A 25,919-nucleotide genomic window follows, 5' to 3' on the forward strand; every position below is an offset into this window, starting at 1 on the left:
CAGCGCCGGCCTGTCCGCCCCGCCCCGTGCAGGCCGGGGCGGACAGGCCGGGTGGCTCGACCGTGCTTGCTCCGAACTCCGTCTCCGGGTTGGTCGCGGTGGGTGCCGTGGTCACACCCCGGTCGGCCGCGGAGTGGCGCGCCCTCCCCGACGGGCCAGGGAGGCGACCAGGGCGGCGGCGAGGGAGGTCGCCACGAGGCTCCCCACCATCACCGTGCCCACGCCGATCACGAAGAGGCCGCTGGCATCGTCCGACCAGTCGTACCAGGCAGCAGCGGCCAGACCGGCCGTGGTGCCCAGCACGGCAGCCGCGACGCGGTTCCGGGACGCGGCCCAGTACACCGGCGCCAGCAGGGTCAGCACCAGCCCGATCACCTGCCAGGCCTCGTACGGGCCGGACACCGAGCCGTCGGGGTGCACGTCCTGGTGCTGGTCCCAGCCCAGCCAGGCGGCCCATGCTCCAATCGGTACGAGAACCAGCAGGAGGAAGGGAACGAGTCTCGGCATCATCCGGCGCATGGTCCCCAGCCTCCCTGTTGGCGCCGGCCCGGGGCAGAGTCCACGTACTCACCTTCCCTGAGTAGTCCGACACTCGTGGCCGGCCGGGTTGACCCGGAGTCGGCGCGTCGCGGACTCCCCGGGTTCAGTCGACTTCGATGTCCGACTCGTACTGCCACCACAGGTCGATCCGGTAGGACTCGAGCACTTCGGCGTGGGCGGCGAAGACCTCGTCGGAATCGGCGGGACCTTCCGGATCTCTGAGGCTGCGATGCAGGGACGCCTCCTGGGCGGCAGCGGCCTCCCTGCCGCGCCACGAAACCAGGGCGGCGTACACGCCGGGCCGGGGCAGTTCGATGTCTCCGGCGATCTCCGGGGAGAACGCCCGAATGACCACTGTCCCGGTGGGGCAGTCCAGTACGGCGGGGCAGAAGGCGTCGCACTCCCCCAGGCTGCCGCCGGCCACCGGCCCGTCCCACACCCGCAGGACGATCTCGGCGGGCGAGGTGCCCTGCAGGCTGCAGAGGTAGAGCTGGGTTCCTGTGCCTGCCACGATCGTCCGGCTGCTCTGACGCACAGCGGCCCCGTCCGGAAGGTAGGCGTCCGCGTCATGCACGAAGATCAGACCGTGGTCCGGCTTCGCCTCGGTTCGGAACTCAAGCGCCGCAGCCATGGGTTCTCCTGTCCCCGCGTCACGGGGTGATCGTCACATAGAACGGGTCGCCGTCCAGAATCCGGTTCTGCGTGTACACGGCGAGGATCATGTTGCCACCCGCGCCGTTGTCGGCGGCATCGATCAGCCGGGACGAGTGCCGCCTGGTCGGCGAATCGCCACCCGCCGCAGCACCCTCGTGGGCGGATGGGAAGGGGTACTCGTCACACTCGAGGCCGGACCCCGCGTAGTCACCCCACGCGACGTCGCACGTCTTGATCGCCGCTGTCCGGTTGTCGTCCTGCTTCGCTTGGGCGACCTGACGCAGCCGCTGCTGCCGGTCGGCCGAGCAGGAGCCGGCGGGTGCCCGGGCCCGGTGCGGTGCACGCGACGGGCCCGGGCCTTTCGCCCGGCGATCATTTCCAGCGGTCGTTCCGGTTCGTCCAGCCGCGGTTCACCCCTGTCCGGCGATGCGCGCCGATTGCGCGGGGGCGGCGGGTGTGTTCAGGCGAAGTAGTGGCCCTTGTCCAGGTCCTCGACGAGGCCCGGCTCGGAGGGGCGCCAGCCGAGCAGTTCGCGGGTCAGAGCGCTGGAGGCCGGCTGGTCGACGGCCAGGATCCGGCCGAGGAAGCCGAAGTTCTCGGCGGGGACGGAGGCGGTCGGCAGGTCGAGGTGGCGGCCGATCACCTCGGCGATCTCGCGGACCGGTACGCCCTCGTCGGCGACGGCGTGCAGCACGGAGGCGGCCGGGGCCTGCTCGAGTGCGAGGCGGTACAGACGTGCGGCGTCCCGTACGTGCACGGCGGGCCAGCGGCCGGTTCCGTCGCCGACGTAGCCGGAGATTCCCCTCTCCCGGGCGGTGGTGACCAGTTGGGCGATGAAGCCGTGGTCACCGTCGCCGTGCACGGTCCGGGGCAGCCGCACGACGGACGGGCGGACGCCGCGTGCCGCCGAGTCGAGCGCCGCCTTGGCGTTCGCGTCCCGGCCGGCCGCGGGTGAGCCCGGGGCGGAGGTGTCGTGCTCGGTCGCGACGCGTCCGGGCACCGCGGCGGTGCCGGCGGTGACGACCAGGGGTTTGCCGGTGTCTTCCAGCGTGGCGCCCAGCGTCTCGATGGCGTGGGCGTCGGCCTGCACGGAGGCCTCGAACCGGGTGAAGTCGTGGATGAACGCGAGGTGGATGACCCCGTCGCATTCGGCAGCCCCGGCCCTCAGGGCGTCGAGGTCGTCCAGGTCGCCTCGGAGCACCTCGGCTCCGGCGGCAGCGACGGCGGTGGCCGAGGAGTCGGACCTGGCGAGCCCGAGGACCTGGTGACCTGCTCCGATGAGCTCGGGGACGACGGCCGAGCCGACCCAGCCGGACGCGCCCGTGACAAATATCCGCATGGCGGTGCCTTCCGAAAAGTGATGACAGGTTCTGTCATCACAGTACAGGTGATGACAGGCCCTGTCATCGCGTAGGATCGCGGCATGGGTCGATGGGAGCCGAACGCACGCGGCCGGCTGGCACAGGCGGCACTGGAGCTCTATGCCGAGCAGGGGTACGAGCGGACCACCGTTGTGGAGATCACCGCACGGGCCGGGCTGACCGAGCGCACCTTCTACCGGCACTTCGCCGACAAGCGTGAAGTGCTGTTCTTCGGTACGGAGATGGTGCAGGACCTGCTGGCGCGAACCGTCGCCGGCGTACCGGCCGACGCATCGGCGATGGACGCGGTGAGTGCCGCTCTCGAGGCCCTGGGCGCCGAGTTCCAGGAGAACGCCGAACGCGTCAGACTGCGGGACGCCGTCGTGTCGGCACACGGGGAACTCCGGGAACGCGAACTGATCAAGCTCGCGGGGCTTGCCGAGACGATGGCCGACGCGCTGCGCGACCGCGGTACTCCCGAGCCGGCCGCGACCCTGGCCGCCGAGACGGGGATCGCCGTGTTCAAGGTCGCTTTCGCGCGCTGGATCAGCGAGCCGGACCGACCGGACCTGCCGGGCATCCTCCGGGCCTCGATCGCGGAACTGAGGAACGTACTCGCGGAACGCGCACCCGCCTGAACGGACTCCAGGCAGGCCCGGGAGCGAGGTCAGCCGCCGGGTTCGGGCAGCTGGTCCTCGAAGTCGCAGGCGCCAACGGCACTGGCATCCCTGGTCCCACGCGGCTGTGAGAATGCGGGAGACGGCACTTGTTCGGCCTCACCCTGCGGGGCTGTGCCGGGACGCTGCCGAGAGGACGTCGCGCATGTAGGCGAGGGCGGTGCGGTCGTCGATCCGGACGGCGGCGGGGGCTGCGTCCGCCGTGCCGGGGACGAGGGTGCGGGCGGCCAGAGCGCCGAACTCGTTGGCTGCGGCGAGGTACGCGCGGATGTGGGCGGCTTCGGCGGTCCGGCCGGTGGCCGCCATCATGGTGACGAACTCGATGCCGGCGACGCTCGCGGCGACCACGTTGTCGGTCTCGATCAGCCGGTCGACGTAGGAGTGGAGCAGCCGGAAGGCCCGGCCCCGGTCGCCCCGCCGGAACGCGGAGCGTGCCCGGGTGAGTTCGTCGGCCGAGAGCGTGCCCGCGGGGACGTCGACGAGGGCCGCTTCGTCGAAGTACCGGTCGGCGTCGTCACGTCGGCCCTGGAACGAGGCGCTGTAGCCGAGGGTCTGCAGTGCCCAGTGCAGGAGGGTCGGCGGGCCGACGGTGCGGTACCGGTCGGCCAGGGCTGCGACCGAGGCGTCGACCTGCTCGAACCGTCCGATGCCCAACAGGGGCCCCGCCGAGGTCAGTTCCAGGAACGACGCGAGGTGGTCGTCGTCCCGGCGGCGCAGGCCGGCGACCGCGTCGGGCAGGACCCGCCGCAGTGCCTCGCCGTCGCCGGACGCGTACGCGAGCGCGTAGCGGGCCAGGGGATGTTCCGAAGCGGCGTACCGCTCCGCAACCCGGTGGTACGCCGCCGGGTTGGCGTTCTGGGTGTGGCGCTCGGCGGCCCAGACGAGCCAGAAGGCGCGCAGGTCCCGGTCGTCGGGTGCGGTTGCGGCCAGGATGCGTTCGGCCCAGGCACCGATCTCCTGGCGGCCCCGCAGGGGGAGTTCGGTGACGACCGGCCGGGCGAGCGCGTCGGCCAGGTGCGGGTCGGCGGCCGCGCACGCCCAGGCCACGGCCGACCGCAGATGCGCCCAGAGCTCGCCGAGACGGGCGACCCCCTCGCTCTCGTCCGGCCCGGTGAGCAGACGGCGGACACGGGCGACCTCGACCAGGCACCAGCGTGCCTGCCGTTCGGCGATCGCATCCGTCTGCCCGCGCTCGCGCAACTGCTCCGCGGCGAACTGGCGTACGGGCTCCAGCAGCCGGAAACGCCGACCCGTGGGGCCGAAGGCGACGGCGACCATCGAGCGTTCGACCAGGGAACCCAGCAGGTCGTCGACCTCCTCCCCGTCGGCGGAGCGTCCCGCCGCGACGGCCCCGGCCGCACCCAGCTCGAACGGTGCTGCGAAAACCGACAGTTGGGCGAACAACGTCTGCTCGGCCGGCGTGAGCAGGTCGTACGACCACCGGACGGCCGCCCGCAGCGTGCGGTGCCGGGCGGCGCCCGTCCTGCGTGCGCCGGCCGTCCGCAGGGCGTCGTCGAGCCGGGCCGCGAGGTCGACCGGCCGGTGGCTCGCCATCCGTGCGGCGGCCAGTTCGACGGCCAGCGGGATGCCGTCGAGCCGCCGGCAGATCTCTTCGACGTGACAGCCATGCTCACGCGGGTCGTAGTCAGGGTCCGCGGCGAGTGCACGGGTGTGGAACAGCTCGACTGCGGCGGCCGGGGCCAACGGCCCTACCGGCAGTACCTGTTCGCCGGGGACGGCCAGCCGCTCGCGTGCGGTGGCCAGGACGCGCACCTCCGGGCAGCCCTCCGCGACGGCCTGCGCCAACGCGGCGGCGCCGTCCAGGACATGCTCGCAGTTGTCGAGAACCAGCAGGGCCCGGCGTGTGCGAAGGCCCGCGACCAATGACTGCGTGAGGGTCTGCCCCGGGCGCTGCGCCACCCGCAGTCCGTCGGCCAGCACGTCGGCGACCGCACGGGGTACGTCGGCAGGCGATGTGATCTCCGCCAGCTCGACCAGCCACCCGTCCCGGCCGTGCTCGGATGCGGTCGTGTGTGCGGCGGCCAGGGCGAGGCGGGTCTTGCCGATCCCGCCAGGCCCGACCAGGGTCACCACGGGGGAGTGCCCGAGCGCCCCGGTCACCTCGCGCAGCTCGTCCGCACGGCCGACGAGGTTGCCGGGGGGAACGGGCAGGCCACCGACGAGTGGGGAGACAAGAGGTCGGCCGAGGTCATCCACTGCGCCGGTGTCTCCCGTGTGCGCCGCCCCTGCCGTGGCGACGGTCGCGCTCGGGCGGTGCAGCCGCTCGTCCTGGGCCAGGATGCGTGCTTCGAGCTCGCGCAGTGCCGACCCGGGTTCGACGCCGAGTTCGGTGACGAGACGCGCGCGGGCCCGCCGGAAGGCGGCGAGGGCGTCGGCCTGCCGTCCCGTCCGGTACAGGGCGGTCATCAGCAGGGCGCAGAGGCCCTCGCGGAGCGGATGGCGTTCCGCCAGCTCCGCCAGCGGACCGACGGCCCCGCGCGGGTCGGCCTCGACCCGGCGTTCGAGGTCGGCCTCGACGGCTCCCAGCCACTGCTCGGTCAGTCCGGCCGCGGCCGCCGCCAGGCCGGGTGCGTCCAGGCCGGCCAGCGGCGTACCGCCCCACTCTGCGAGGGCCCCGGCGGGATCGCCGTCCCGAAGGCGGCGTTGGAAGCGCGTCACATCGACCGCGTCCGGCGGGACGTCCAGGCGGTACGCGGCGCCGACCCGGGCGATCGTGCCGGCGCCGAGGGCCCTGCGCAGCTGTGCGACGTGCCACTGCAGGGTCTTGTCCGCCGTCCGCGGCGGTGCATCGCCCCAGACGAGTTCGATCAGGCGGGAGACCGGGAGCGGTGTGCCGGGCGCCAGCGCCAGCGCCGCGAGCACCGTCTGCGACTTCGCCGGACCGACGACGAGCGGCCTGCCGTCGTCGGTGGCGGCGCGGACACCCCCGAGCAGACCGATCCGCACCACGGTGCCGCCTCCCAGGCTTCGACCATCGCCGAGCGTGCCACAGGCCCCGACCAGGGACAAGCCTTCCCCCGACTGCCCGCACACCCGTACCCCACCGGCCGCACACCGGCGTCGCCGACGATCGGCGCAGCGGCCACCACGGCCACCACGGCCGCGACGACAGGAACGACAAGGACGGGGCGAACGCATGCACAGGCGGACAACCGCGCGGGTCACGGGCATTCTCTTCCTCACCGCAACGGCGGCGGGCGCGCTCGGAGCGGGCCTCCTCGGAAGCCTCGACACCCTGGACTCGGCCCGGGCCGTTGCCGACCGGTCGCCCGCCCTCGCCGCGGGCGCCCTCCTGATCCTGCTCATGGCAGTGGCGATCGCGATGATCCCGCCGACGCTCCACCCGGTCCTCAAGGAGCGCGGCGAGGCGCAGGCGCTGGGCTACCTCGTCGCCAGGACGATCGAGGTCGTCCTCGTCCTCCCGGCCGCCGTCGGCCCCCTGGCGCTCGTCGCGGCGAGCAGCAGGGAGCCGGGCGCCGTCGGCCCCGTCCTGGCACTGACCCGGACGTACGACCTGTGGGGGCCGACCTGCAGCTCGGTCTTCTTCTGCCTGAGCGTCGTCCTGCTCAACCACCGGCTCTACCGGTCACGGCTCGTCCCGCGCTGGATCGCCGTCTGGGCCCTCGCCGCGGTGCTGCCGTATCTGGCCGACGCACTCCTCGCCGCACTCGGCCCCTCCGCGCTGCCGCCGGCGGTCCGCGCGGCCCTGGTCGTCCCGCTGGCACTGAACGAGATGGCGCTGGCCCTCCGGCTGCTGGTCAGGGGGTTCACGGCACCTGCACCGGAGCAGTCCGCCCGTGCCGCCACCGCCACCGCCGCCGCCGGACCGGACGGGCGGCCAGTCGACGCCGCTTCCTGAGCACCATCAGCGCCCGCCCGCCGGCCCGGTGGGCTGCCTGCTCACCCGGCGGCGGGCTCGCACCGCCGGACGGCGTCGTGGGCGGCCAGCGCGGCGCGCAGGGTGAGCTGGTCGGCGCCGCGGGCCACGTCCAGGCCGGTGAACTCGGTGGCCTTGCGCAGGCGGTAGTCCACCGTGTTGGGGTGGACCTGGAGCCGGGCGGCCGCGCGGCGCCGGTCGAGGCCGCCGGCGAGGAAGGTGCGCAGCGTGTCGAGCAGTTCCGGGCGTCCGGCCAGCGGGTCGAGCAGTGCGGCGAGCCCGTCCCTGGCCGGGCTCGGGCGGCTCAGCTGGTACTCCAGCAGCACATCGCCCAGCAGGTAGAGTCCGGGCCCTCGGCCGGATGCCTCCGCCACCTCCCGGACCTCGCCGACCAGCCGGGCGGCGTCCGCGACGCCGTCCGGTGCGGCGGCGGCCGCAGCCACCAGCAGTTCGGCGCCGCACATCAGCGCCAGCTGTTCGACCAGCCTGGAGAGCCGGTCCCGGTCCGCACGGGAGAAGTCTGCGGCCGGCGTCTCGTACGGGATCAGCACCAGCCCGCCGTCGCCGGACAGCACGGAGAGGGGGACACCCGGCGTCTGGCGCTGCAACTCGTTGCGGAGCCGTCGGAGTTTGCGGCGAGCAGCGACGGAGTGGTTCACGCCGGGCCGCAGTTCGTCCGGGTGCGGTCCCAGGGTGATGCCGAGGACCAGGTAGCAGGGCGGCAGCCGGATGCCGGCGCGGTCGGCCGCGGCCTGCGGGTCGCCGCCCTCCAGCAGCCGCGACATCAGCGCCTGCCGGGCGACCTGCTCGTCGCCGAGTGCCGCCTGTCGCTCCTGGACGTATCCGGCCGCGACGGCGCAGCTCACCAGCCGCAGGTAGCCGAGCAGTCGGCGCTGCACCAGCAGCACGTCCGGCAGGTCACCCGGTTCGGCGGCCGCCAGGACCTGGGCCGCGCACTCCTCCGCACCGAAGTGGTAGGCGCCGACCACGGCCTCCAGCGGCACGCCCTCGTCCGCCCGCCGGGCGGAGGACTCGCTGATCCTGGCCAGCTCGGCCTCGCCCGGCAGTTCGCCGACGCGCAGGACCTCGATGAAGGCCCGGATGCCGCGGTCCACCTCCTTGGTGACCTCGCCGCGGAGCTGTTCCGACGGGAGCGCCCCGTAGGCGGGCAGCTGTTCGACGAGCCGGGCCGTCACCGCAGGTGCCAGGGCCGCCGCAGCGGCCCGGAGCAGCCGGTGGACCGGGGTGCCGCCGAACCGAGGTGTCGAGTCGTCCTCCGCCGTGTTGGATGCGGTCACAATCCACCTCGCGAATCTCTGTTGTGCGGCCCAGGTGCACGGCGCCGTACCGCCTCCATCATGGTTTCCGGGATGTTACCTACCAGTTGGTAACACGCCTGACGGTGGATCACCAGACATGTGCGGACCCCGACCGCACCGTCCACCGGACCCCCACACCCCACAGACCGGAGGACCGCCTTGCCCACGCGAAAGGCCGCCGTGGCCCCCACCCGACCGCGCCGCCTCCCTGCCGGGACCGCCACCGGCTGAACCTCCGCCGCGGTCACGCGTCCCGGCCGGAGCCTTCCTGCCGCCGGACCGCCACCGCTCGCCTTCCACCGGTCGGACAGCCGACCACGCGTCAGAACACGTACCACTGCAGCCTGTCGGCGACCTCCGTCCCCGGCAGGCCCAGCCATGCCGTTCCACGAACTGGGGGAGTCATGCACAGAAACACCGCCCGGACACTGGTCGCCGCTGTCGTCACCGCGATGGCCCTCACCGTCGCTCCGGCGGCCACGGCCGCCGCGGCCACGCCGGCGGCCGCCACGGCGAGCGACCCGTTCTACACCTACGGAGGCAGCGAGCCGCTGTCCTCGTTCGCGCCGGGTGCCGTGCTGAAGACGCGGACGCTGCAGTACCACGTCGTCGGCCTGCCCACGCCGGTGAAGGCGATCCAGCTGCTCTACCGCACCGTCGACGCCCAGGGCCGCCCGGCCGCCAACGTGACCACGGTGGTGCGCAGCCTGACGGGCGACGGCAGCAAGGCGGTGTCCTACCAGTCGTTCTACGACTCCCTCGACCCGCAGGACGGCCCGTCCCGGGCAATCGCGGGCAACCTCAGCCTGGGCGGCGTCATCGCGAACGTCGAGGCCGTCTTCCTGGCGCCGCTGCTGCTGCAGGGCTACAACGTCGTCATCCCGGACACCGAGGGGCAGAACGCCGACTTCGCGGCCGGCCCGGAGTACGCGGCCAACACGCTGGACTCGATCCGGGCAGCGACCGCCTCGGCGGCCACCGGGATGAACGCCGACACGAGGTTCGGCCTGATGGGCTACTCCGGCGGCTCCATCGCCACCAACTGGGCGGCCGCACTCGCGCCGGGCTACGCGCCCGAGGTCAACCGGAAGCTGGTCGGCTTCGCCGAGGGCGGGCTGCTCGTGGACCCGGCCCACAACCTCAAGTACGCCGACGGCTCCCTGGTGTGGAGCGGTGTCATCCCCATGGCGCTCATCGGGGTCTCCCGCTCCTACGGCATCGACCTCGAGCCCTACCTGAGCGACTACGGCCTGAAGGTGTACCGGGAGCTGCAGCAGGGGTCGATCGTCGATGCACTGGGCCACTACCCCGGGCTGACCTGGAAGAAGATGGCGAAGCCGCAGTACGCCGACCCGAACTCGGTGCCGGCCTTCCTCGAGGCGGTCAACAGGATCAACCTCGGCTCGGCGCCCACCCCGACCGTCCCGGGGTACATCGCCCAGGGCAACGGCGGCGTCCTGGAGGGCACCTTCGGCAACCCGCCGGGCGTCGGCACCGGCGACGGGGTCATGGTCGCCGGGGACGTGCGGGCGCTCGCCCGGCAGTACTGCGCCACCGGCAACGGCTCGATCGCGTACCAGCAGTACGACCTGCTCAGCCACGTGGGCGCGGCCGTGGCCTGGGCACCGTCCGCGATGAGCTGGCTCGCCGACCGGTTCGCGGGCCGGACCGCCCCGTCCGACTGCGGCCGCATCCCCGCGGGCAACTCGCTGGCCCCGGAGAAGCCGGCGCCGACGTCCTGACGCTCCGCCCGCCCCGAGGCCCCGTCGCACCCGAATCCGCGCGACGGGGCGACTCGGACGGCTGCCGCCTCCCGGCCGAGCCGACCGGGACCCTGAAAGGCGGGCAGTCAGACGAGGCCGTTGTCCCTGGCGTAGAGGGCGGCCTGGGTGCGGTCGCGCAGACCGAGCCGGCTCAGGACGCGGGAGATGTGGTTCTTGACGGTGCCTTCGCTGAGGTAGAGGCGGGAGGCGATCTCCTTGTTGGTGGCACCGGCCGAGACGAGGCGGAGGACTTCCGTCTCCCGGGGCGTGAGCAGCTCGGGGGCCGGGAGCCCGGCCGCCAGGTTGGCGATGACCGTCTGGTCGAACTGGGCGACCCCCGCGTGGGCGAGCCGTACGGCCCGCGCCAGCTCGGCGGCGGGGAGGTTCTTGAGGAGGTAACCCACCGCGCCGGCCTTCAGCGCCCGGGTGACGTACTCGTCGTCGTCGAACGTCGTCAGCATCACGATCCTGCAGGCGGGCAGGCTGCGGCGGAGCAGGGCCGTGGCTGCCACGCCGTCGGTCCCGGGCATCCGGACGTCCATCAGCACCACGTCGGGGCGGCAGGCCGGCGCCGTTTCGGCCGCCTCGGCGCCGTCGCGTGCACTGCCCGCCACCACGATGCCCGGCTGGATGCCGAGGAGCGCGGTGATGCCCTCCCTCACCAGGCCCTGGTCGTCGACGACGAAGACCCGTACGTCCCGGTCCGTGTTCCCGCTCACGTGCTCGGTCACCAGGGGACTCCGATCGTGAGGACCGTGCCGCCGGCCGAACTGTCGACGGCCATGGTTCCCTCGGCGAGGCGGACCCTTTCGCGCAGTCCCGCCAGTCCGAACCCCTCGTCGGCCGGATCGAAGCCGGTGCCGTTGTCGACCACCCGGAGGCGGGCTCCGCGCTCGTCGTAGGCGATGTTCACCCCGATCTCGGTGGCGCCCGAATGCCGGCAGGCGTTGGTCAGCCCCTCCTGCGCGGCCCGGTAGAGCACCAGCAGCGGCCTGCGTTCGCAGCCCGACATCTCGAGGGTGATGCGGCGGCTCCCGCCGTCCAGGTGGTGGACGAGGTCGGTCAGCGCCCGGGAGAGGCCGACCGGCTCGGACTCCGACCCGGGTCCCAGGGTGCGCACGGATGCCCGCACCTCGTCCAGGGCGCGGTTCGCCGACCAGCGGGCGTGCGACACCGCCTGCGCAGAACCCTGCGGATCGAGCGAGGTGAACGCCTCGGCCTTCTCCAACTGGATCCCGATCGCGGTCAGATGGTGGCCGAGGCTGTCGTGGATCTCACGGGCCAGCCGGTTGCGTTCGCGGGCCGCGGACAGCTCGGCGACCTGGGCGAGGGTGCCCTCCAGCCGGGCGCGGGCCTGCTGCTCGCGGGCGGCCACGGCGGCCGTCGCGAGGGCCAGGACGACCCCCAGCGCGAACATCAGCAGGTCCGAGATGTACTCGGCCCGCACCTGCCAGTGCGGGACCCACAGGGTGAACGCGCCCGCCAGCGCCGCCACGCAGCCGACGCCGAGGCCGACGGCGACGGCGGATCCGTACGCGAAGAACGCCAGGAAGGGCACGAGGACGAACAGCACACGCGACAGCCCGGACTCGTCGACGGCCGCGACCGCGCAGAGCAGCAGCACCCTGAGGGCGAACACCGCGCCCGGCGCGATCCGCCGCCCGCGCCACTCGTGCCGTTCACGCCCGTCCAGCGCGATCAGGGCGCAGAGCAGGGCCGCGTATCCGGCGGTCCGGGCCCCGAGGCCCGGGCCGATCGCGGCGTAGTAGACACCCCCGAGCAGTACGGCACCGTACAGAACGGCGGGTATCCAGGGCACGGGCCGCGACATCGGGCCTCCTCAAGGGCTCATGAGGGCTCGAAAGCTCTCCCGCTGCAGCGTACGCGGCCGGTGCCGCGATCCGGCATCCGCTCGGGGAACGGGCGCAGGGTCTGGCCGAAGGTCATGTGACCTCCGGCCGCAACGGATCGGGCCGTCTCACTTATCCACGATGACCTGCGGTTCCTAGATTTCGAGGCGTCACATTCCCGATCGAGAAGAGGGCGTCGTGCTTCGCCGTCTCGCCATCGCACCCCTGCTGCTCGCGTCCGTCCTGACCGTTCCGGCGTCCGCCACCCAGGGGGACCGCTGCTCCGGCGTCCGGGTCCCGGGAGCCGAGCACTCGGTCTCCAGCTGCCTGACCGACCTGACGACCACCGGAACCACCCGGACCGGGCACACCGACCAGCAGGACTGGAAGGGGCTGGTGGCGGAGAACACCGTCACACCGTCCGGGGTCCCCGGCGTCCAGATCGACGGCTACTTCCCCGACACCTCCACCACCAACACCAACCACGGCTGGAACCACGACAGCCAGTTCGTCATCCGGCTGCCCGAGAACTGGAACGGCGGGCTCGTCGTGGCCGGCCCGCCCGGGACCCGCGAGCAGTATGCCAACGACCCGATCATCAGCGACCAGGTGCTCGCCAGGGGCTACGCCTACGCCGCGACCGACAAGGGCAACACCGGCGACGAGCTCTACAGGGACGGCGACCGCCCCGGCGACGCGATCATGGAATGGCACCGCCGGGTGGCGGAGCTCACCGTGGCGGCGAAGAAGGTCACCCACCGGCACTACGGACGCACACCGCGCGTCACGTACGCCGCCGGGCTCTCCGCGGGCGGATACCTCGTCCGCTGGCAGCTCGAGCACCACCCCGGGCTCTACACGGGCGGCATCGACTGGAACGCCCTCACCTTCACCAAGGAGGGCAGCCTGCTCACCACCCTCCCGCCGGCGCTGCGCGCCTTCCCCCGCCTCGCCCAGGGCGACCCGGCCGCGCGCGACGAGATCGTCGCGGCAGGCTATCCGAAGGACTCCGAGAAGCAGTGGGCCTTCCACTACCGCAACCAGTGGGACCTCCTGCAGCGCACGGTCCGCGAGGAGGTCGACCCCGGCTACGACGGCGCCCGGCAGGCAGGCACCCCGTTCTGCCCGGCGGGAGCCGGTCCCGGCTGCGACACGGACTACGACTTCGCCTCGCGCCCCGAGGCGGTGCACCGGACGGTCGAGCGGATCTCGCTGACCGGGGAGATCCGGCGCCCGCTGATCAGCATCCAGGGCACCCTCGACGCGCTGACCCCGCCGGCCGCCTTCGGCGACGTGTACGACCGGATGGTCACCGACGCAGGGCGCGCCGCCCTGCACCGCTACATCCACGTCCCCGGCGGCACCCACACCGACGGGCTGGTCGCGATCGACAAGGAGGCGTACCGGCCGATGCTGCCGTCCTTCGTCGCCGCGTTCGGCGAACTGGAGGCCTGGACGCGGCCGAACACCCGCTCCTGACCCCGCTCCGGCGGCCCGGCCCCTTCCGTGTCCACGGCGGGGCCGGGCCTTTCCCTGCGGCGGGTCAGTCGAACAGGTCGGGGTCGGACGCGGTGATCTGGTCCCACAACGGGCGGGCCTGGAACCAGCCCGCCAGGTGGCTGCCCACCTGCTCGCGGGTGATCAGCGCGGTCTCCCGGTCGATCAGCCTGGGCGTGCCCGCGGCCATCGCGAGCAGCTGGGTCTGGCAGGACCGCTCCATCGTGACGAACCACCAGACCGCCTCGGCGACGGAGTGGCCCACCGTCAGCAGGCCGTGGTTCTGCAGGATGACGGCCTTGTGGGGCCCGAGGGCCGCGCCGATCCGGCGGCCCTCCTCCACGTCGTTGACCACACCCCGGTAGTCGCTGTACAGGCCGTGGTCCTCGAAGAAGGCACAGGCGTCCTGGGTGATCGGGTCCAGCAGGATGCCCAGGCTGGAGAACGCCTTGCCGTGCAGGGAGTGCGCGTGCGCGGCGGCGACGGCGTCCGGACGGGCGGCGTGCACCTGCGAGTGGATCACGAAGGCAGCGCGGTTGACCGGCCGGGAGCCCCGCAGCAGGTTGCCCTCGTGGTCGACCAGGACGAGGTCCGAGGCCCTGATCTGGTTGAAGCTCATGCCGAACGGGTTGACCCAGAACCACTGCGGGTTCTCCGGGTCGCGGACGGTGATGTGGCCGGCGACGCCCTCGGAGAAACCGAACCTGCCGAACAGCCGGAACCCGGCGGCCAGCTGCTCCTTGCGGTACCGGCGCTCCTCCTCGACGGAGTCGAACACGGGCGGCATCGGGAACGTGACGCCCTCGGGCATCGGGCCGACGGCCGAGGCGAGCTCTGCCGGTGCCGCCAGGGAAGGGGCGGTGTCCATGCGTGCGTACCTCCACGGTGGTGGCGCGTCCTTGCGCACCCAGAAGATACATCCGTGTATCCGATGCGCCAATGCATCGTTTTGGATCGGTACCCTTCACCGCAGGGTCGAGCGGCCCACGAGCGGAGGTAGACCATGCCGAAGGGCCCCACCAAGCGGCGCCCGCAGACCCGGGCGGCGCTGCTCTCGGCCGCACTGGAGGTCTTCGCGGAGCTGGGCTTCCAGTCCGCCACCATCGAGCAGATCTGCGACCGCGCCGGCTACACCCGCGGCGCCTTCTACTCGAACTTCAGCAGCAAGGAAGAGCTCTTCCTCGCCCTCTTCGACGCCCACAGCGACGCCGTCCTCACCCGGCTCCGCGAGCGGATCGACGGCCTGGGCAAGGACGGGCTCACCCTCGACGACCTCGCCGAACTGGTCTCCCGGATCGACCCCTCCGAACGCGACTGGTACCTGGTCACCACCGAGTTCACCCTGCACGCCATCCGCGACCCCCAGGCCGCCTGGCTCCTCGCCCGCCACGACGCCCGGCTGCGCGCCGAACTCACCGGCGCCGTCACCGCCTTCCTCGCCGCCGCCGGACGCGAACTGACCGTCGACGCCGAGCAGGTGAGCCGCCTGCTGATCGCCCTCCGGGAGGGCGGCCTGGCCCAGAGCTACGTCGAACCCGACCAGCTCCCGCCCGGACAGCTCGAACGCGACTTCGTCGGCCCCCTCCTCGCCGCCCTCAGCCGCCCCACGACCGGCTGACCGCCGAGGTCTGCCCGGCGGAATACCCGTGCGGGGTGCCCCGTTGAGCGGATCATGCACCGTGATCCGGCACGCTCCGGCGGCATCCACCCCCTGCTGGCGGGGCGCTTCAGCCCCTTGGCGTTCGACCCGACCGCCGCCGTCGACGACCACGCCCTCGGCCTGCTGCTGGAAGCCGCCCGATGGGCGCCCTCGGCCGGCAACTCCCAGCCGTGGGGGTTCTTCACAGGCCGGCCCGGCGAACCGGAGCACGGGCGCATCGTGCGCCATCTCGCACCCAGCTCCGCCCGATGGGCGCCGGACGCGGGCCTGCTCGTCGTCACGCTGACGCGCCGCCATGTCGACGACACCCGGCTGCCCTACTCCGAGTTCGCGGACTACGACCTGGGCCAGGCCGTCGCCCACCTCACCCTGCAGGCCCAGGCGATGGGGCTGGCCGCCCGGCAGTTCCGGGCCTTCGACCTGGACGGCCTCACCCGGGAACTGCGCCCGAGCCCCGGATGGGCGATCGTCTCCATGATCGCGCTCGGAAGGGCCGCCGCAGAGCCGGGTGACCACCGCGTCCGCCGCAGCGTCGCCGACCTGCGCTCCGCCCCCTGGTCGACTCCGGCGTGACGTCGGGCCGCCGGCCCGTCGGCTCGGTGGAGTCCGGTCAGGTCTTCCGTGCGGTCACCAGGGCGAAGGAGAGATGCTTCCCGGCATCCGTGGTGAGCATGTCGACGACCGCTTGGTTCGCTTCCCCGCTTCCGGGTCGGTGCTCGGCCCCGGCGCGGGCCCACAGCAGCCAGTCCTGCCAGGTGTCGTCCTGCAGCCGTGCGGACGTGACCTCGACCAGTTCGGTGATCTCCCACTGGAAGCGCCACCACTCCGCCGTGTGCCAGGCGATCGCCTCCCAACCGACCACGGCCTTGATGTGGGGCGGGATCGCGCCCAGCTCTCGGACCTCCCGGGTCAGGGCCGGGGTCGCCACGCCCAGTTGTCCGTCGGGGCGGAGGAAGCGCAGCAGGTAGGGCAGGTAGCCGTCCGCCGTGCCGAAGTACTCGAACGCGTCCACGCTCACCACTGCGTCGAAGCCCTCGTCCTCGAAGGGCAGGGCGTGCGCCTCCGCGCGAACGGCCGTCACCCGGTCGCCGACACCCGCCTCGTCGAACACGGCCTGCGCCTCCTCCGGGGCGATCCACCAGTCTGCCGCGACGACCTGAGCCCCGTACTCCCGGGCGAGGAAGACGGATGTGGCGCCCTTGCCGGAGCCGAGGTCGAGGATTCGCATCCCGGGGCGCAGGTCGAGGTCCCGGGCCAGGTCCTCCAGCAGCCACAGCGGGTTCGGCCCCATGTCCAGGTCGAGCAACCAGGCGGGGTCGTAGCGGGACGAGCGCGGGTAGCGGTCCGGACGTACAAGATCATCCATGGCGGTCACGGTACGCAGCCAAGTCGATCGTGGAACGGGACACAACCGATTTCGCGCCCGCAGGGACGGCTGTCTCCACAGCCCGGTGTGGGCGGGGAGCGGCCGGGTAGGCGTCACGGCCGGACTTCCGCCCCGGCCTCCACAGGATCCGCCATGCACGCACCGGACGTCGACACCAGCCGCCACCGTCGCCTGGAGAACAACCCGCTCGGCCGGTGCCCGACGGCACCCGGGCCGCCCGAGTGTCGCGGACCGGCGTCGGTGCGGCGGCGGCTAGGTTCGTTCTCGTGACCGGCAACGACGTCGTCCTGGCACTGGTGGTTGCCACCGCCCTGGGCTTCGACTTCACCAACGGGTTCCACGACACCGGCAATGCCATGGCGACCTCGATCGTCACCGGGGCTCTCCGGCCGCGTGTCGCGGTCGCGGTGTCGGCGTTGCTGAACCTGGTCGGCGCGTTCCTGTCGACCGCGGTCGCCGCGACCATCGCCAGCGGCCTGGTCGACAATGCCGATGTGACGCTGGCCGTGGTCATGGCGGGCCTGGCCGGCAGCATCCTGTGGAATCTGACCACCTGGTTCTTCGGGATCCCGTCCAGTTCCTCGCACGCCCTGATCGGCGGCGTGGTCGGGGCCACCATCGCGGCGGCCGGAGCCGACGCCGTCAAGTGGCAGGGCCTGGTCGCCAAGGTGATCGTGCCCGCCGCGCTGTCGCCGTTCATCGCCGGGTCGGTCGCCGCACTCGGCACCTATCTCGTCTACCGCCTCACCCGCGACGTGGCCGAGAGACCGCGCCGGCACGGCTTCAGACTGGGCCAGGTCGGTTCGGCCTGCATGGTGTCGCTCGCCCACGGCACCAACGACGCGCAGAAGACCATGGGCGTCATCACCCTGGCGCTGATCGCCAACGGCACCCTGCACAGCGGAGCGAGCGCTCCGACCTGGGTGATCGCCTCCTGCGCCGTGGCGATCGCCCTGGGGACCTACATCGGCGGCTGGCGGGTCATCCGGGCACTGGGCAAGGGCCTCGTGGAGATCGAGGCACCGCAGGGGATGGCCGCCGAATCGGCCTCCGCCGCGGTCATCCTCTCCTCCACGGACTTCGGCTACTCGCTCTCCACCACCCATGTGGCCACCGGGTCGATCCTCGGTGCGGGGGTGGGCAAGAAGGGCGCGGTGGTGCGCTGGCACATCGCCCACCGGATGGTGGCGGCCTGGCTGCTCACGCTCCCGGCCTCGGCGATCGTCGGCGCGCTGGCCTACTGGGTCGCGAACGGGATCGGGGGCACCACCGGAGTGGTGGTGATCGCCGTCGTGCTGGTGCTGGCCTCCATCGCCTTCTTCGTGGCGTCCCGCCGCCCGGCCGTCACCCCGGAGAACGTCAACGCCGCGTGGACGGGCTCGGTCGTCCCGCGTCGCGCATGGAGAAGGTGACGCCGTGAACTCCTGGATCAACCTGGAGGCGCTCTGGAGGATCATCGTGGTGGGGCTGCTCGCCGGAGCCGGCCTGCCCGCCCTGTTCGCGATCGGCGTGCGGGCCCTCAACCCGCGGCCCGCGCCGGCAGTGCCACCGCCGGGCGCTCCTCCGCAGGCCCGCTCGGCCGCACCGTCGCGGGCGTCTGCTTCGCGGTGGTACTCGCCGCGATCGGCTGGGGCATCTCCGTCATCGTCAACCACAGCTGACCGCACCGCCGACCGCCGGGAGCGGCCCCCGCCCCGGGTCAGCAGCGGCGGCGGGCCAGGGCCAGGACTGCGGCCGTGCCGAGCATGGCACCGCCGACCGCGGCGAGCACCGGACCGCCGTACCGGGCGGTCTGGAGGGCGAGTTCGCGGGCGGAGCTCTCCGAGTGCCGGCCGACCGCTGCTCCGGCCGTCCCGGTGAGGGCCGAGGCCTGCTCCTTCATCCGCGATCCGCTCGCGCGCAGGGTGTGGCCGGCACTGTCGATCCGTTCCTCGAGGGCGTGCCGGGTATGGTCGGCCGTTCGGCCCGCCCGTTCCCTGGCATGCCCGGCGGCGCGGCCGGCGCGCTCCCTGACCTGCTCGGCGGCGTCGCGCACCCGTGCGCCGACGTCGGCCTTCGCCGCGAGTTCCTCGACGGTGTCGGCGAGCCGGTCGCGGGTGTCGGCGATCTGCGAGGCGAGGTCCGCCGTGGTGGGGCCGGCCCCGTCGGTGCGGTTCTTCCCGGTCATCGGTGCACACGCTCCTTGATCATGTCGATGTCGGTCCTGGTGGTCGCGACGGCCTGCTCGGGTACGGGCGATCCCGCCTTCCCCAGCTGCCGGCGGCCGGCCAGCGCGAGCACGGCCGCGATCAGCATCAGGGCGCCGCCCGCGACCAGGGCCGCGGCCCACAGCGGTATCACCATGGCCAGCGCGGCGATCGAGGCCGCGACGAAGGCCTGCAGACCGATGACCGCGAGCAGCCCGGCGCCGCCGAGGAGCCCGCCGCCCTTGCCGGTCCGCCGGCCCTTCTCGGTGAACTCCGCCTTGGCGAGCTGGACCTCCTGCCGCACCAGCTGCGACGCCAGGCCGGTCACTTCGTGCACCAGTTCGTTCACCGTCCTGGTGCTTCCGGCCTTCGGGCCGCGACCGATGTGCGGGCTGCTGCCGTCGACCGTGCCGTGCGGCCGCTGCGCCGGTGCGGGCCGTCCGGTGTTCACGCTCGTGTTCACGTTGCCGTTCCCTCCGTCCGCGTTCGGGCATCCCCTCCTGGCGGGTGACCGCACATCCGCCCGGCAAACCCCGTTCCGCCGACCGGTCGGCAGCCACCGGACTCCTGTTTGAAGTGGTCGATCCGGGTAGGAGCGGCCTATTGCTTGCAGAGGAGGGACACGCGTATGCCCCACGAAGCCCGGGATACCGGACGTCGGCCGCAACGGCCGACCCGTAGCGGTGATTCTGCGCGCGGCGGTTCTGCGCGCGAGGCAGACAGCGACCGGGCTGCCCGTGCAACATCCTCGGACCGTCGGCCGGTGTCGGCCGCCCGCGCGATGCGGACCGCGGCAGCACAGTTGGCGGAGCTCCTCGGCCGGGCACCGGAGTCGGTCTCCGGAATCCGGCGCACCGACGAGGGCTGGCAGGCCGAAGTGGAGGTGGTGGAACTCGAACGCATTCCGGAGACGAGCAGCGTGATGGCGAGCTACCGGGTGCTGCTCGACGCCGAGGGGGAGTTGATCGGGTACGAGAGGACGCGTCGCTACACGCGGGCCGAGGTCGACCGGCGCCGTAGCTGACACCGGGTGCAGCAGATGCACCGGTGGGGCCGGCGCAGGCCGGGCGGAGCCGCCGCGATGCGGGGCGCGCCTGTGGAAAGGAGTCCCCATGACCGTGGTGCCGCAGAGCGGTGGAACCAGTGCCGTGGCAGGAGGTGGGAGCACCGGCACGCTGTACGACGTCATCGAACTGATCCTCGACCGCGGACTGGTCATCGACGTGTTCGTCCGGGTGTCGCTGGTCGGGATCGAGATCCTGAAGGTCGACGCCCGTGTGGTGGTGGCCAGCGTCGACACCTACCTGCGATTCGCCGAGGCCTGCAACCGGCTGGATCTGGAGTCCGGGCGCAAGGCCCCCACCAAACTCCCCGAGCTGGTCGGCGAGATGACCGAAGGCGGAGCCCGTGGCAAGAGCAAAGGGGCGATCACCGGAGCGGTCGAAGCGGTGACGGACAGCATCCGCGAACGCTTCGAGGAGCGCGACGAGCCCGAGCCCGAGCCGCGGGAGAGGCGGCGCCCCGCCCGGCGGTCCACCCGGTCGAAGGACGAGTGAGAGCCGTGGCCGTCTACGTCTACGCCATCACCGCCGACACCCATCCCGCACAGCTGCAGGAGATGACCGGGGTCGGCTCCCCTCCCGAGGAACTGCGCGTTCTCGCCGAATCGGGCCTCAAGGCCGTCGTCAGCGAAGCACCGGAAGGGCTCCGGGCACGCCGGCGCGACCTGATGGCTCATCAGGCCGTGCTGGAACAGTTGATGGACGAGGGAGCCGTCCTCCCGCTGCGTTTCGGCGCCGTCGCCTCCGACGAGCAGGAGGTCCTCGGTGTCCTCCGGGAACAGGTCGACTCCTACCGGGAGCGGCTGGCCGCGCTCGACGGCTGCGCCGAGTACCTCGTCAAGGCCGCGTGCGAGGAGGAGGCCCTGCTGCGGCAGATCCTCCGCGACTCCGCCGAGGCCCGACGCCTCAACGAGGAATCGAGACAGAGCAGCGACCCCGCGCCGAAGATGCGGCTGGGCGAGCTGCTGGCCGGCGAGATCCAGGCCCGCAACCGGTCCGCCGCGGCCGCGGCCATCGAGGCGCTGCGCCCCCTGGCGCGTGAGGTCTACGAGAACGAGCCGGCCGGGAACGACTTCGTCAGCGGCTCGTTCCTGGTCGAGAAGACCCGCCAGGACGACTTCCGCAGTGCGGCGTCGGAGCTGGCCCGGCTCTGGGGCGAGGACTACACCTTCCGGGTGCACGGACCGCTCCCGCCCTACAGCTTCGTCTGAGGGGGGTGCGCCATGGGTCTCATCACCGGACTGGTGACCCTTCCGCTGGCCCCCGTCCGCGGGGTGGTGTGGGTGGTGGAACGGGTCGCGGAGGCCGCCGAGCAGAAGTTCTACGACCCGGCGCCGGTGGAGGAAGCACTCAAGGCCCTGGAGCAGGACCTCATCGCCGGACGCATCGACGAAGAGACCTTCGAGCAGCACGAGGAGGAGTTGTTGGACCGGCTCGACGAGATCCACCGGTACTGGGCGTCACGAGGCCGCTGAGCCGACGGCGCCCGCCCTGTGACTCCTCCGATCCGGGGATTTTCCCACCGTCCCAGCGGTTACGCGCCCTCCAGGGCCGCCCGCCCGGACACGGGCTGCGCCGCCCCCGACGCAACGGTGGGAAGAGGAAGAGTCGGCCGATGAAGGTCTCCGACCGGATACTGCAGCGCCTCAGGGAATGGGACGTCGAACACGTCTTCGCCTACCCGGGCGACGGCATCAACGGGCTGCTCGCCGCATGGGGGAGGGCGGAGGACAGGCCGCGGTTCGTCCAGGCCCGCCACGAGGAGATGGCCGCCTTCCAGGCCGTCGGCTACGCCAAGTTCTCCGGACGGACCGGGGTCTGCGCGGCGACGTCCGGCCCCGGCGCCATCCATCTGCTGAACGGCCTGTACGACGCCAAGCTCGACCACGTCCCGGTGGTCGCGATCGTCGGCCAGACCGACCGCAGCGCCATGGGCGGCTGCTACCAGCAGGAGGTCGACCTGCTCACCCTCTACAAGGACGTGGCCTCGGAGTTCTGCGAGATGGTCACCGTCCCCCAGCAGCTGCCGAACGTCCTGGACCGGGCCATGCGGGTGGCCGCGACCCGACGCACCGTCACCGCGGTGATCGTCCCCGCCGACGTGCAGGAACTGGAGTACGAGCCCCCGGCCCACGCCTTCAAACAGGTCCCCTCCAGCCTCGGGGTCGGCCGCTACGCCCCGATTCCCGCCGAGGAGGCCTCGCCCGCGCGGCGGAGATCCTCGACTCCGGCGAGAAGGTCGCGATGCTGGTCGGGCAGGGCGCCCGGCACGCCCGGCCCCAGGTCGAGGAGGTCGCCGACCTGCTCGGCGCCGGAGTGGCGAAGGCACTGCTGGGCAAGGACGTCCTGCCGGACACCCTCGCGTACGTGACGGGGTCGATCGGCCTGCTGGGCACCCGCCCGTCCTACGAGCTGATGCGGGACTGCGACACCCTCCTGGTGGCGGGCTTCAGCTTCCCGTACACGCAGTTCCTGCCCGAGTTCGACCGGGCCCGCGCCGTCCAGATCGACCTGGACCCGTCCATGGTGGGGCTGCGATACCCGTTCGAGGCCAACCTCGTCGGCGACGCCGCCGAGACGCTGCGCCGCCTGATCCCGCTGCTGGAACGCAAGGACGACCGCACCTGGCGCAGGACGGTCGAGGAGAACACGGCCCGCTGGTGGGAGGTCATGGAGCGCCGCGCCGAGGTGGCCGCGGACCCGCTCAACCCCGAACACGTGGTGCACGCCCTGGACGCCCTGCTGCCCGAGGACGCGATCATCGCCGCCGACTCCGGTTCCGCCGCGAACTGGTACGCCCGGCACCTGCGGATGCGCGGCACCATGCGCGGCTCCCTCTCGGGCACCCTGGCCACCATGGGAGCGGGCGTGCCGTACGCGATCGGCGCGAAGTTCGCCCACCCCGACCGGCCGGCCATCGCGATCGTCGGCGACGGCGCCATGCAGATGAACGGCCTCGCCGAGCTGATCACCGCGGCCAAGTACTACCAGGAGTGGTCCGACCCGCGGCTGGTCGTCGCCGTCCTCAACAACCACGACCTCAACCAGGTCACCTGGGAGATGCGCGCGATGGAGGGCGTCCCGCCGTTCGAGACCTCGCAGAGCCTGCCCGACCTGCGGTACGCCGACATCGCCGTCCTGATGGGCCTGTACGGCGTACGGGTCGAGCAGCCGGAGGACGTGGAACCGGTGTGGCGTCAGGCACTCGCCGCCGACCGGCCGTTTACGAGAGCGGCAGCCTGATCTGGCGCAGCCGCTGGACCACCACCTCCGGCATCGCCGAATGCCGCGAGGCCCTCGCCCGCCCGGGCGACCCGCACCGCGCCGTGCTGCTGCGCCGGATCATGGCCGTCGACGGCGAGGCGCAGGTGGACGTGCGGCTGCACCCGGCAGCGGGCTTCGGCGCACAGCCGCTGCGCGACGCCCATCGGGACGGGTCGGGCCGCTGGACGGGACGGACCGGAAACCTGCACCTGCGCTGGACGGGGGCGCCCGATGCGCGGGCGGACGGGCCGGGGCAGGCTGCGCTCCGCACGGCCGTACGGCTGGAGCCCGGCGCGCACCACGACCTCGTCCTCGAGGTCTCCGACCGGCCGCTGCCCGCACCCGAGCCCGCCGGCCGGCTGTGGCGCGCCACCGAGGACTCCTGGGCCGCCTGCGTGCCCGGCCTGCCGCACGTCCTCGGCAGCCGGGACGCCCGGCACGCCGTCGCCGTGCTGCGCGGCCTGACGACGTCCGGTGGCGGCGCGGTCGCGGCCGCCACCACCAGCCTCCCGGAGCGGGCCGAGCAGGGCCGCAACTACGACTACCGCTACGTGTGGATCCGCGACCAGTGCTTCATCGGCCAGGCCGCGGCCCTCGCAGGCGTACACCCGCTCCTCGACGACTCGGTGCGGTTCGTCACCGCCCGCCTGCTGGCCGACGGCCCGGCCCTCGCCCCCGCCTACACGGCGGCCGGGGCGGCCGTGCCCGACCTGCGCACCCTCGACCTGCCCGGCTACCCGGGCGGCTTCGACGTCGTCGGCAACCACGTCAACCGGCAGTTCCAGCTGGACGCCCTGGGGGAGTGCCTGCTGCTGTTCGCGGCCGCGGCCCGCCGCGACCGGCTCGGCCCGACGGACGGCAGGCCGCCCTCGTGGCGGCGGACGCCATTGCCGTCCGCCGCCACGATCCCGACGCGGGCATCTGGGAACTCCACGACGACCGGTGGGCCCACAGCCGGCTGATCTGTGCCGCCGGGCTGCGCGCCGTGGCGGCAGAGGCGCCCGCCGCCGACAGCGGCCGCGCCGGGCACCGGGAGGCGCTCGCGGACCGGATCGTCGCCGACACCGCGGCCGACAGCCTGCACCCCTCCGGCCGCTGGCAGCGCGCCCCGACCGACCCCGGGGTGGACGCCGCACTGCTGCTGCCCGCCGTGCGCGGCGCCCTGCCGGCCGGCGACCCGCGGACCGCGGCCACCCTGCGCGCCGTACGGGCCGACCTCGTCCAGGACCACTACGTGTACCGCTTCCGCCACGACGAGCGCCCGCTGGAGGACGCCGAGGGCGCCTTCCTGCTGTGCGGCTTCGCCATGGCGCTGGCCGAGCACCAGCAGGGCAACACCGTCGAGGCCGTCCGCTGGTTCGAACGCAACCGGGCCGCCTGCGGGCCCGCCGGGCTCTACGCCGAGGAGTTCGACGTCGCCCAGCGCCAGCTGCGCGGGAACCTGCCGCAGGCGTTCGTCCACGCGCTGCTGCTCGAGACCTCCGTCCGCCTCGCCGGGGTGGTCTGACGCGGCGGCGGGCGGGGCGGCGCGGGCCGTGCGGCTGCGGCTCTGGGTGTGGTGTCCGCCGTGCCGGCCGGGGTAGCCGCCGCACAGGGGAGGCACAGGCGCAGGCAGAGGGGGAGACGCAGAGAGGACCGGTACGCCATGACCGAGTACGGCTACTTCCTGTCGTGCGAGGAGTTCACCCCCGCCGAACTGATCGACCAGGCGAAGCGGGCGCAGCAGGCGGGCTTCACGCGGCTGGCGATCTCCGACCACTTCCACCCGTGGAACGACGCGCAGGGCAACAGCCCGTTCGTGTGGTCGGTGATCGGAGCCCTGTCGCAGACGGTGGACCTGCCGGTGACCACGCTGGTGACCTGCCCCACCGTGCGGCTGCACCCGGCGGTCACCGCGCAGGCCGCGGCGACCTCCAGCGTGCTGCTCGGCGGGCGGTTCACGCTCGGCGTCGGCACCGGCGAGGCGCTGAACGAGCACATCCACGGCGACCTGTGGCCGTCGTTCGACGACCGGGCCGCCATGCTGGAGGAGGCGGTGGCGGTGATGCGGGAGCTGTTCACCGGCCGCCAGGTCAGCCACCGCGGCCGCCACTACACGGTCGACAACGCGCGTCTGTACACCGCGCCGGACGGGCCGCTGCCCGTCCACGTCTCGGGGTTCGGGCCGAACGCGGCAGAGCTGGCGGGCCGGATCGGCGACGGGTTCGTCACCATGACCCCGGACGCCGACCTGGTCGGCACGTTCCGGGAGGGCGGCGGCGCGGGCAAGCCGGTGGTCGGCGGGGTGAAGGTCTGCTGGAGCAGCAACCGCGACAAGGCCGTCGACACCGTCCACCGCCTGTGGCCGAGCGAGCTGCTGCCCGGTGAACTCGCCCAGATCCTGCCCACGCCCGCGCATTTCGAGCAGGCCGCGGAACTGGTCACCCCGGAAATGGTGGAGGAGTCGGTGACCTGCGGTGACGACGTGCAGGAGCACATCGACACGGTGCGTGCCTATGCCCGGGCCGGGTTCGACGAGGTGTACGTCGGTCAGATCGGGCCCGACCAGGCGATGTTCTTCGACGCCTACCGCGAACTCGTCCTGCCGGTCCTGCAGGGCTGACCGGGCCTGCGCCGGCGGCGATCGGGCACGCACGGTACACGGTGCCGCGCCGCGCCCGGCCGGACAGCGCCAGATCGCAACCGAGAGTGACGCGCGAGGGCGATATGTCCGGTACGCCGCTTCCTTGGCGCTGAATTCCTCACCGTTTGTGATGAAGGTAGCCGGGTAGGCGGGGCAGAGTCTTCGTTGGACGGATCCTC

General features: G+C 72.8%; 26 protein-coding genes and 1 pseudogene. 15 read left to right on the forward strand and 12 right to left on the reverse strand.

The genetic code is table 11. The features are described 5' to 3' along the window. Positions 1-111: 111 nt before the first annotated feature. The 4 genes from ACQ614_RS35010 to ACQ614_RS35025 all read right to left on the reverse strand — a co-directional run bounded on the left by ACQ614_RS35010 (position 112) and on the right by ACQ614_RS35025 (position 2,533). Entirely contained in the window at positions 112-510 is a 399-nt protein-coding gene (locus tag ACQ614_RS35010) for a hypothetical protein (protein WP_431683142.1), read from the reverse strand. A 133-nt stretch (positions 511-643) separates the two neighbouring features. Next, complete coding sequence (locus ACQ614_RS35015; protein WP_431683143.1) at positions 644-1,171, reverse strand: hypothetical protein; 528 nt, start codon at positions 1,169-1,171, stop codon at positions 644-646. Positions 1,172-1,190: 19 nt separating this feature from the next. Then, complete coding sequence (locus tag ACQ614_RS35020; RefSeq protein ID WP_431684108.1) at positions 1,191-1,478, reverse strand: NucA/NucB deoxyribonuclease domain-containing protein; 288 nt, start codon at positions 1,476-1,478, stop codon at positions 1,191-1,193. Between the two features lie 176 nt (positions 1,479-1,654). Next, a complete protein-coding gene (locus tag ACQ614_RS35025; protein WP_431683144.1) occupies positions 1,655-2,533 on the reverse strand; it encodes an SDR family oxidoreductase in 879 nt (292 codons plus the stop codon). Between the two features lie 84 nt (positions 2,534-2,617). On the opposite strand from ACQ614_RS35025, the gene ACQ614_RS35030 reads away from it, so the two are divergent. After that, entirely contained in the window at positions 2,618-3,193 is a 576-nt protein-coding gene (locus tag ACQ614_RS35030; RefSeq protein WP_431683145.1) for a TetR/AcrR family transcriptional regulator, read from the forward strand. 138 nt (positions 3,194-3,331) lie between these two features. Here the strand turns inward: ACQ614_RS35030 and ACQ614_RS35035 are convergent, their stop codons facing one another. Beyond that, complete coding sequence (locus ACQ614_RS35035) at positions 3,332-6,202, reverse strand: BTAD domain-containing putative transcriptional regulator (RefSeq protein WP_431683146.1); 2,871 nt, start codon at positions 6,200-6,202, stop codon at positions 3,332-3,334. 187 nt (positions 6,203-6,389) lie between these two features. On the opposite strand from ACQ614_RS35035, the gene ACQ614_RS35040 reads away from it, so the two are divergent. Next, positions 6,390-7,112 carry a DUF4386 domain-containing protein gene (locus ACQ614_RS35040; RefSeq protein WP_431683147.1) on the forward strand — a complete coding sequence of 241 codons (723 nt, stop codon included), beginning with the start codon at positions 6,390-6,392 and terminating at the stop codon, positions 7,110-7,112. A 41-nt stretch (positions 7,113-7,153) separates the two neighbouring features. Here ACQ614_RS35040 and ACQ614_RS35045 read toward each other — a convergent pair whose 3' ends face one another. Then, on the reverse strand, positions 7,154-8,428 hold the full coding sequence (locus tag ACQ614_RS35045) for a PucR family transcriptional regulator (protein ID WP_431683148.1): 1,275 nt from the start codon (positions 8,426-8,428) through the stop codon (positions 7,154-7,156). 425 nt (positions 8,429-8,853) lie between these two features. Here ACQ614_RS35045 and ACQ614_RS35050 point away from each other — a divergent pair, with 425 nt between their 5' ends. Beyond that, a complete protein-coding gene (locus tag ACQ614_RS35050; protein ID WP_431683149.1) occupies positions 8,854-10,191 on the forward strand; it encodes a lipase family protein in 1,338 nt (445 codons plus the stop codon). Between the two features lie 107 nt (positions 10,192-10,298). On the opposite strand, the gene ACQ614_RS35055 is transcribed toward ACQ614_RS35050, so the two are convergent. After that, the gene (locus ACQ614_RS35055; protein ID WP_431683150.1) at positions 10,299-10,943 is read right to left on the reverse strand and encodes a response regulator; all 645 of its coding nucleotides are present in this window, start codon (positions 10,941-10,943) and stop codon (positions 10,299-10,301) included. Then, the gene (locus ACQ614_RS35060) at positions 10,940-12,043 is read right to left on the reverse strand and encodes a sensor histidine kinase (protein WP_431683151.1); all 1,104 of its coding nucleotides are present in this window, start codon (positions 12,041-12,043) and stop codon (positions 10,940-10,942) included. Before ACQ614_RS35060 ends, ACQ614_RS35055 begins: the two co-directional genes overlap by 4 nt. 217 nt (positions 12,044-12,260) lie before the next feature. Between ACQ614_RS35060 and ACQ614_RS35065 the strand changes: the two genes are divergently transcribed. Next, positions 12,261-13,541 (forward strand): tannase/feruloyl esterase family alpha/beta hydrolase, encoded by a 1,281-nt coding sequence (locus tag ACQ614_RS35065; protein WP_431683152.1) that lies wholly within the window; start codon positions 12,261-12,263, stop codon positions 13,539-13,541. Positions 13,542-13,605: 64 nt separating this feature from the next. Here ACQ614_RS35065 and ACQ614_RS35070 read toward each other — a convergent pair whose 3' ends face one another. Then, positions 13,606-14,427, reverse strand: coding sequence for a class II aldolase/adducin family protein (locus ACQ614_RS35070; RefSeq protein ID WP_431683153.1), 822 nt, complete (start codon positions 14,425-14,427; stop codon positions 13,606-13,608). Positions 14,428-14,562: 135 nt separating this feature from the next. Here ACQ614_RS35070 and ACQ614_RS35075 point away from each other — a divergent pair, with 135 nt between their 5' ends. After that, positions 14,563-15,177, forward strand: coding sequence for a TetR/AcrR family transcriptional regulator (locus tag ACQ614_RS35075; protein ID WP_431683154.1), 615 nt, complete (start codon positions 14,563-14,565; stop codon positions 15,175-15,177). Between the two features lie 54 nt (positions 15,178-15,231). Then, the gene (locus ACQ614_RS35080) at positions 15,232-15,792 is read left to right on the forward strand and encodes a nitroreductase family protein (protein WP_431683155.1); all 561 of its coding nucleotides are present in this window, start codon (positions 15,232-15,234) and stop codon (positions 15,790-15,792) included. 37 nt (positions 15,793-15,829) lie between these two features. Here ACQ614_RS35080 and ACQ614_RS35085 read toward each other — a convergent pair whose 3' ends face one another. Then, a complete protein-coding gene (locus tag ACQ614_RS35085) occupies positions 15,830-16,585 on the reverse strand; it encodes an SAM-dependent methyltransferase (RefSeq protein ID WP_431683156.1) in 756 nt (251 codons plus the stop codon). A 287-nt stretch (positions 16,586-16,872) separates the two neighbouring features. Between ACQ614_RS35085 and ACQ614_RS35090 the strand changes: the two genes are divergently transcribed. Beyond that, positions 16,873-18,018, forward strand: a complete 1,146-nt coding sequence (locus ACQ614_RS35090) for an inorganic phosphate transporter (RefSeq protein ID WP_431683157.1) — start codon at positions 16,873-16,875, stop codon at positions 18,016-18,018. Positions 18,019-18,305: 287 nt separating this feature from the next. Here ACQ614_RS35090 and ACQ614_RS35095 read toward each other — a convergent pair whose 3' ends face one another. Continuing rightward, positions 18,306-18,773 carry a DUF3618 domain-containing protein gene (locus ACQ614_RS35095; RefSeq protein ID WP_431683158.1) on the reverse strand — a complete coding sequence of 156 codons (468 nt, stop codon included), beginning with the start codon at positions 18,771-18,773 and terminating at the stop codon, positions 18,306-18,308. Continuing rightward, on the reverse strand, positions 18,770-19,255 hold the full coding sequence (locus ACQ614_RS35100) for a phage holin family protein (RefSeq protein ID WP_431683159.1): 486 nt from the start codon (positions 19,253-19,255) through the stop codon (positions 18,770-18,772). The genes ACQ614_RS35095 and ACQ614_RS35100 overlap by 4 nt, the downstream gene beginning before the upstream one ends. 165 nt (positions 19,256-19,420) lie before the next feature. Here ACQ614_RS35100 and ACQ614_RS35105 point away from each other — a divergent pair, with 165 nt between their 5' ends. From ACQ614_RS35105 to ACQ614_RS35140, 8 genes and pseudogenes are all read left to right on the forward strand, one after another. Further along, a complete protein-coding gene (locus tag ACQ614_RS35105) occupies positions 19,421-19,816 on the forward strand; it encodes a gas vesicle protein (RefSeq protein WP_431683160.1) in 396 nt (131 codons plus the stop codon). Positions 19,817-19,904: 88 nt separating this feature from the next. Further along, on the forward strand, positions 19,905-20,348 hold the full coding sequence (locus tag ACQ614_RS35110) for a gas vesicle structural protein GvpA (RefSeq protein ID WP_431683161.1): 444 nt from the start codon (positions 19,905-19,907) through the stop codon (positions 20,346-20,348). Positions 20,349-20,353: 5 nt separating this feature from the next. Then, complete coding sequence (locus tag ACQ614_RS35115) at positions 20,354-21,064, forward strand: GvpL/GvpF family gas vesicle protein (protein ID WP_431683162.1); 711 nt, start codon at positions 20,354-20,356, stop codon at positions 21,062-21,064. 12 nt (positions 21,065-21,076) lie between these two features. After that, entirely contained in the window at positions 21,077-21,328 is a 252-nt protein-coding gene (locus tag ACQ614_RS35120) for a gas vesicle protein GvpG (RefSeq protein ID WP_431683163.1), read from the forward strand. Positions 21,329-21,468: 140 nt separating this feature from the next. Beyond that, a pseudogene (locus ACQ614_RS35125) lies at positions 21,469-23,078 on the forward strand (thiamine pyrophosphate-requiring protein); the annotation flags it as partial. 119 nt (positions 23,079-23,197) lie between these two features. Then, positions 23,198-24,079 carry a glycoside hydrolase family 15 protein gene (locus tag ACQ614_RS35130; RefSeq protein WP_431684109.1) on the forward strand — a complete coding sequence of 294 codons (882 nt, stop codon included), beginning with the start codon at positions 23,198-23,200 and terminating at the stop codon, positions 24,077-24,079. Continuing rightward, positions 23,989-24,624 carry a glycoside hydrolase family 15 protein gene (locus ACQ614_RS35135; protein WP_431683164.1) on the forward strand — a complete coding sequence of 212 codons (636 nt, stop codon included), beginning with the start codon at positions 23,989-23,991 and terminating at the stop codon, positions 24,622-24,624. The genes ACQ614_RS35130 and ACQ614_RS35135 overlap by 91 nt, the downstream gene beginning before the upstream one ends. Before the next feature lie 138 nt (positions 24,625-24,762). Next, positions 24,763-25,719 carry a TIGR03557 family F420-dependent LLM class oxidoreductase gene (locus ACQ614_RS35140; protein ID WP_431683165.1) on the forward strand — a complete coding sequence of 319 codons (957 nt, stop codon included), beginning with the start codon at positions 24,763-24,765 and terminating at the stop codon, positions 25,717-25,719. The last annotated feature ends 200 nt before the right edge of the window (positions 25,720-25,919 follow it).

The organism is Kitasatospora dryopteridis (assembly GCF_050749075.1).
Classification (GTDB): domain Bacteria; phylum Actinomycetota; class Actinomycetes; order Streptomycetales; family Streptomycetaceae; genus Kitasatospora.

Excerpts from the sequence above, each read along its gene's own strand:
- ACQ614_RS35010 (WP_431683142.1), bottom strand. The coding sequence starts at position 510 with ATGATGCCGAGACTCGTTCCCTTCCTCCTGCTGGTTCTCGTACCGATT.
- ACQ614_RS35015 (WP_431683143.1), bottom strand. The coding sequence starts at position 1,171 with ATGGCTGCGGCGCTTGAGTTCCGAACCGAGGCGAAGCCGGACCACGGT.
- ACQ614_RS35025 (WP_431683144.1), bottom strand. The coding sequence starts at position 2,533 with ATGCGGATATTTGTCACGGGCGCGTCCGGCTGGGTCGGCTCGGCCGTC.
- ACQ614_RS35030 (WP_431683145.1), top strand. The coding sequence starts at position 2,618 with ATGGGTCGATGGGAGCCGAACGCACGCGGCCGGCTGGCACAGGCGGCA.
- ACQ614_RS35040 (WP_431683147.1), top strand. The coding sequence starts at position 6,390 with ATGCACAGGCGGACAACCGCGCGGGTCACGGGCATTCTCTTCCTCACC.
- ACQ614_RS35050 (WP_431683149.1), top strand. The coding sequence starts at position 8,854 with ATGCACAGAAACACCGCCCGGACACTGGTCGCCGCTGTCGTCACCGCG.
- ACQ614_RS35060 (WP_431683151.1), bottom strand. The coding sequence starts at position 12,043 with ATGTCGCGGCCCGTGCCCTGGATACCCGCCGTTCTGTACGGTGCCGTA.
- ACQ614_RS35070 (WP_431683153.1), bottom strand. The coding sequence starts at position 14,427 with ATGGACACCGCCCCTTCCCTGGCGGCACCGGCAGAGCTCGCCTCGGCC.
- ACQ614_RS35075 (WP_431683154.1), top strand. The coding sequence starts at position 14,563 with ATGCCGAAGGGCCCCACCAAGCGGCGCCCGCAGACCCGGGCGGCGCTG.
- ACQ614_RS35080 (WP_431683155.1), top strand. The coding sequence starts at position 15,232 with ATGCACCGTGATCCGGCACGCTCCGGCGGCATCCACCCCCTGCTGGCG.
- ACQ614_RS35085 (WP_431683156.1), bottom strand. The coding sequence starts at position 16,585 with ATGGATGATCTTGTACGTCCGGACCGCTACCCGCGCTCGTCCCGCTAC.
- ACQ614_RS35095 (WP_431683158.1), bottom strand. The coding sequence starts at position 18,773 with ATGACCGGGAAGAACCGCACCGACGGGGCCGGCCCCACCACGGCGGAC.
- ACQ614_RS35105 (WP_431683160.1), top strand. The coding sequence starts at position 19,421 with ATGCCCCACGAAGCCCGGGATACCGGACGTCGGCCGCAACGGCCGACC.
- ACQ614_RS35110 (WP_431683161.1), top strand. The coding sequence starts at position 19,905 with ATGACCGTGGTGCCGCAGAGCGGTGGAACCAGTGCCGTGGCAGGAGGT.
- ACQ614_RS35120 (WP_431683163.1), top strand. The coding sequence starts at position 21,077 with ATGGGTCTCATCACCGGACTGGTGACCCTTCCGCTGGCCCCCGTCCGC.
- ACQ614_RS35130 (WP_431684109.1), top strand. The coding sequence starts at position 23,198 with ATGGCCGTCGACGGCGAGGCGCAGGTGGACGTGCGGCTGCACCCGGCA.
- ACQ614_RS35140 (WP_431683165.1), top strand. The coding sequence starts at position 24,763 with ATGACCGAGTACGGCTACTTCCTGTCGTGCGAGGAGTTCACCCCCGCC.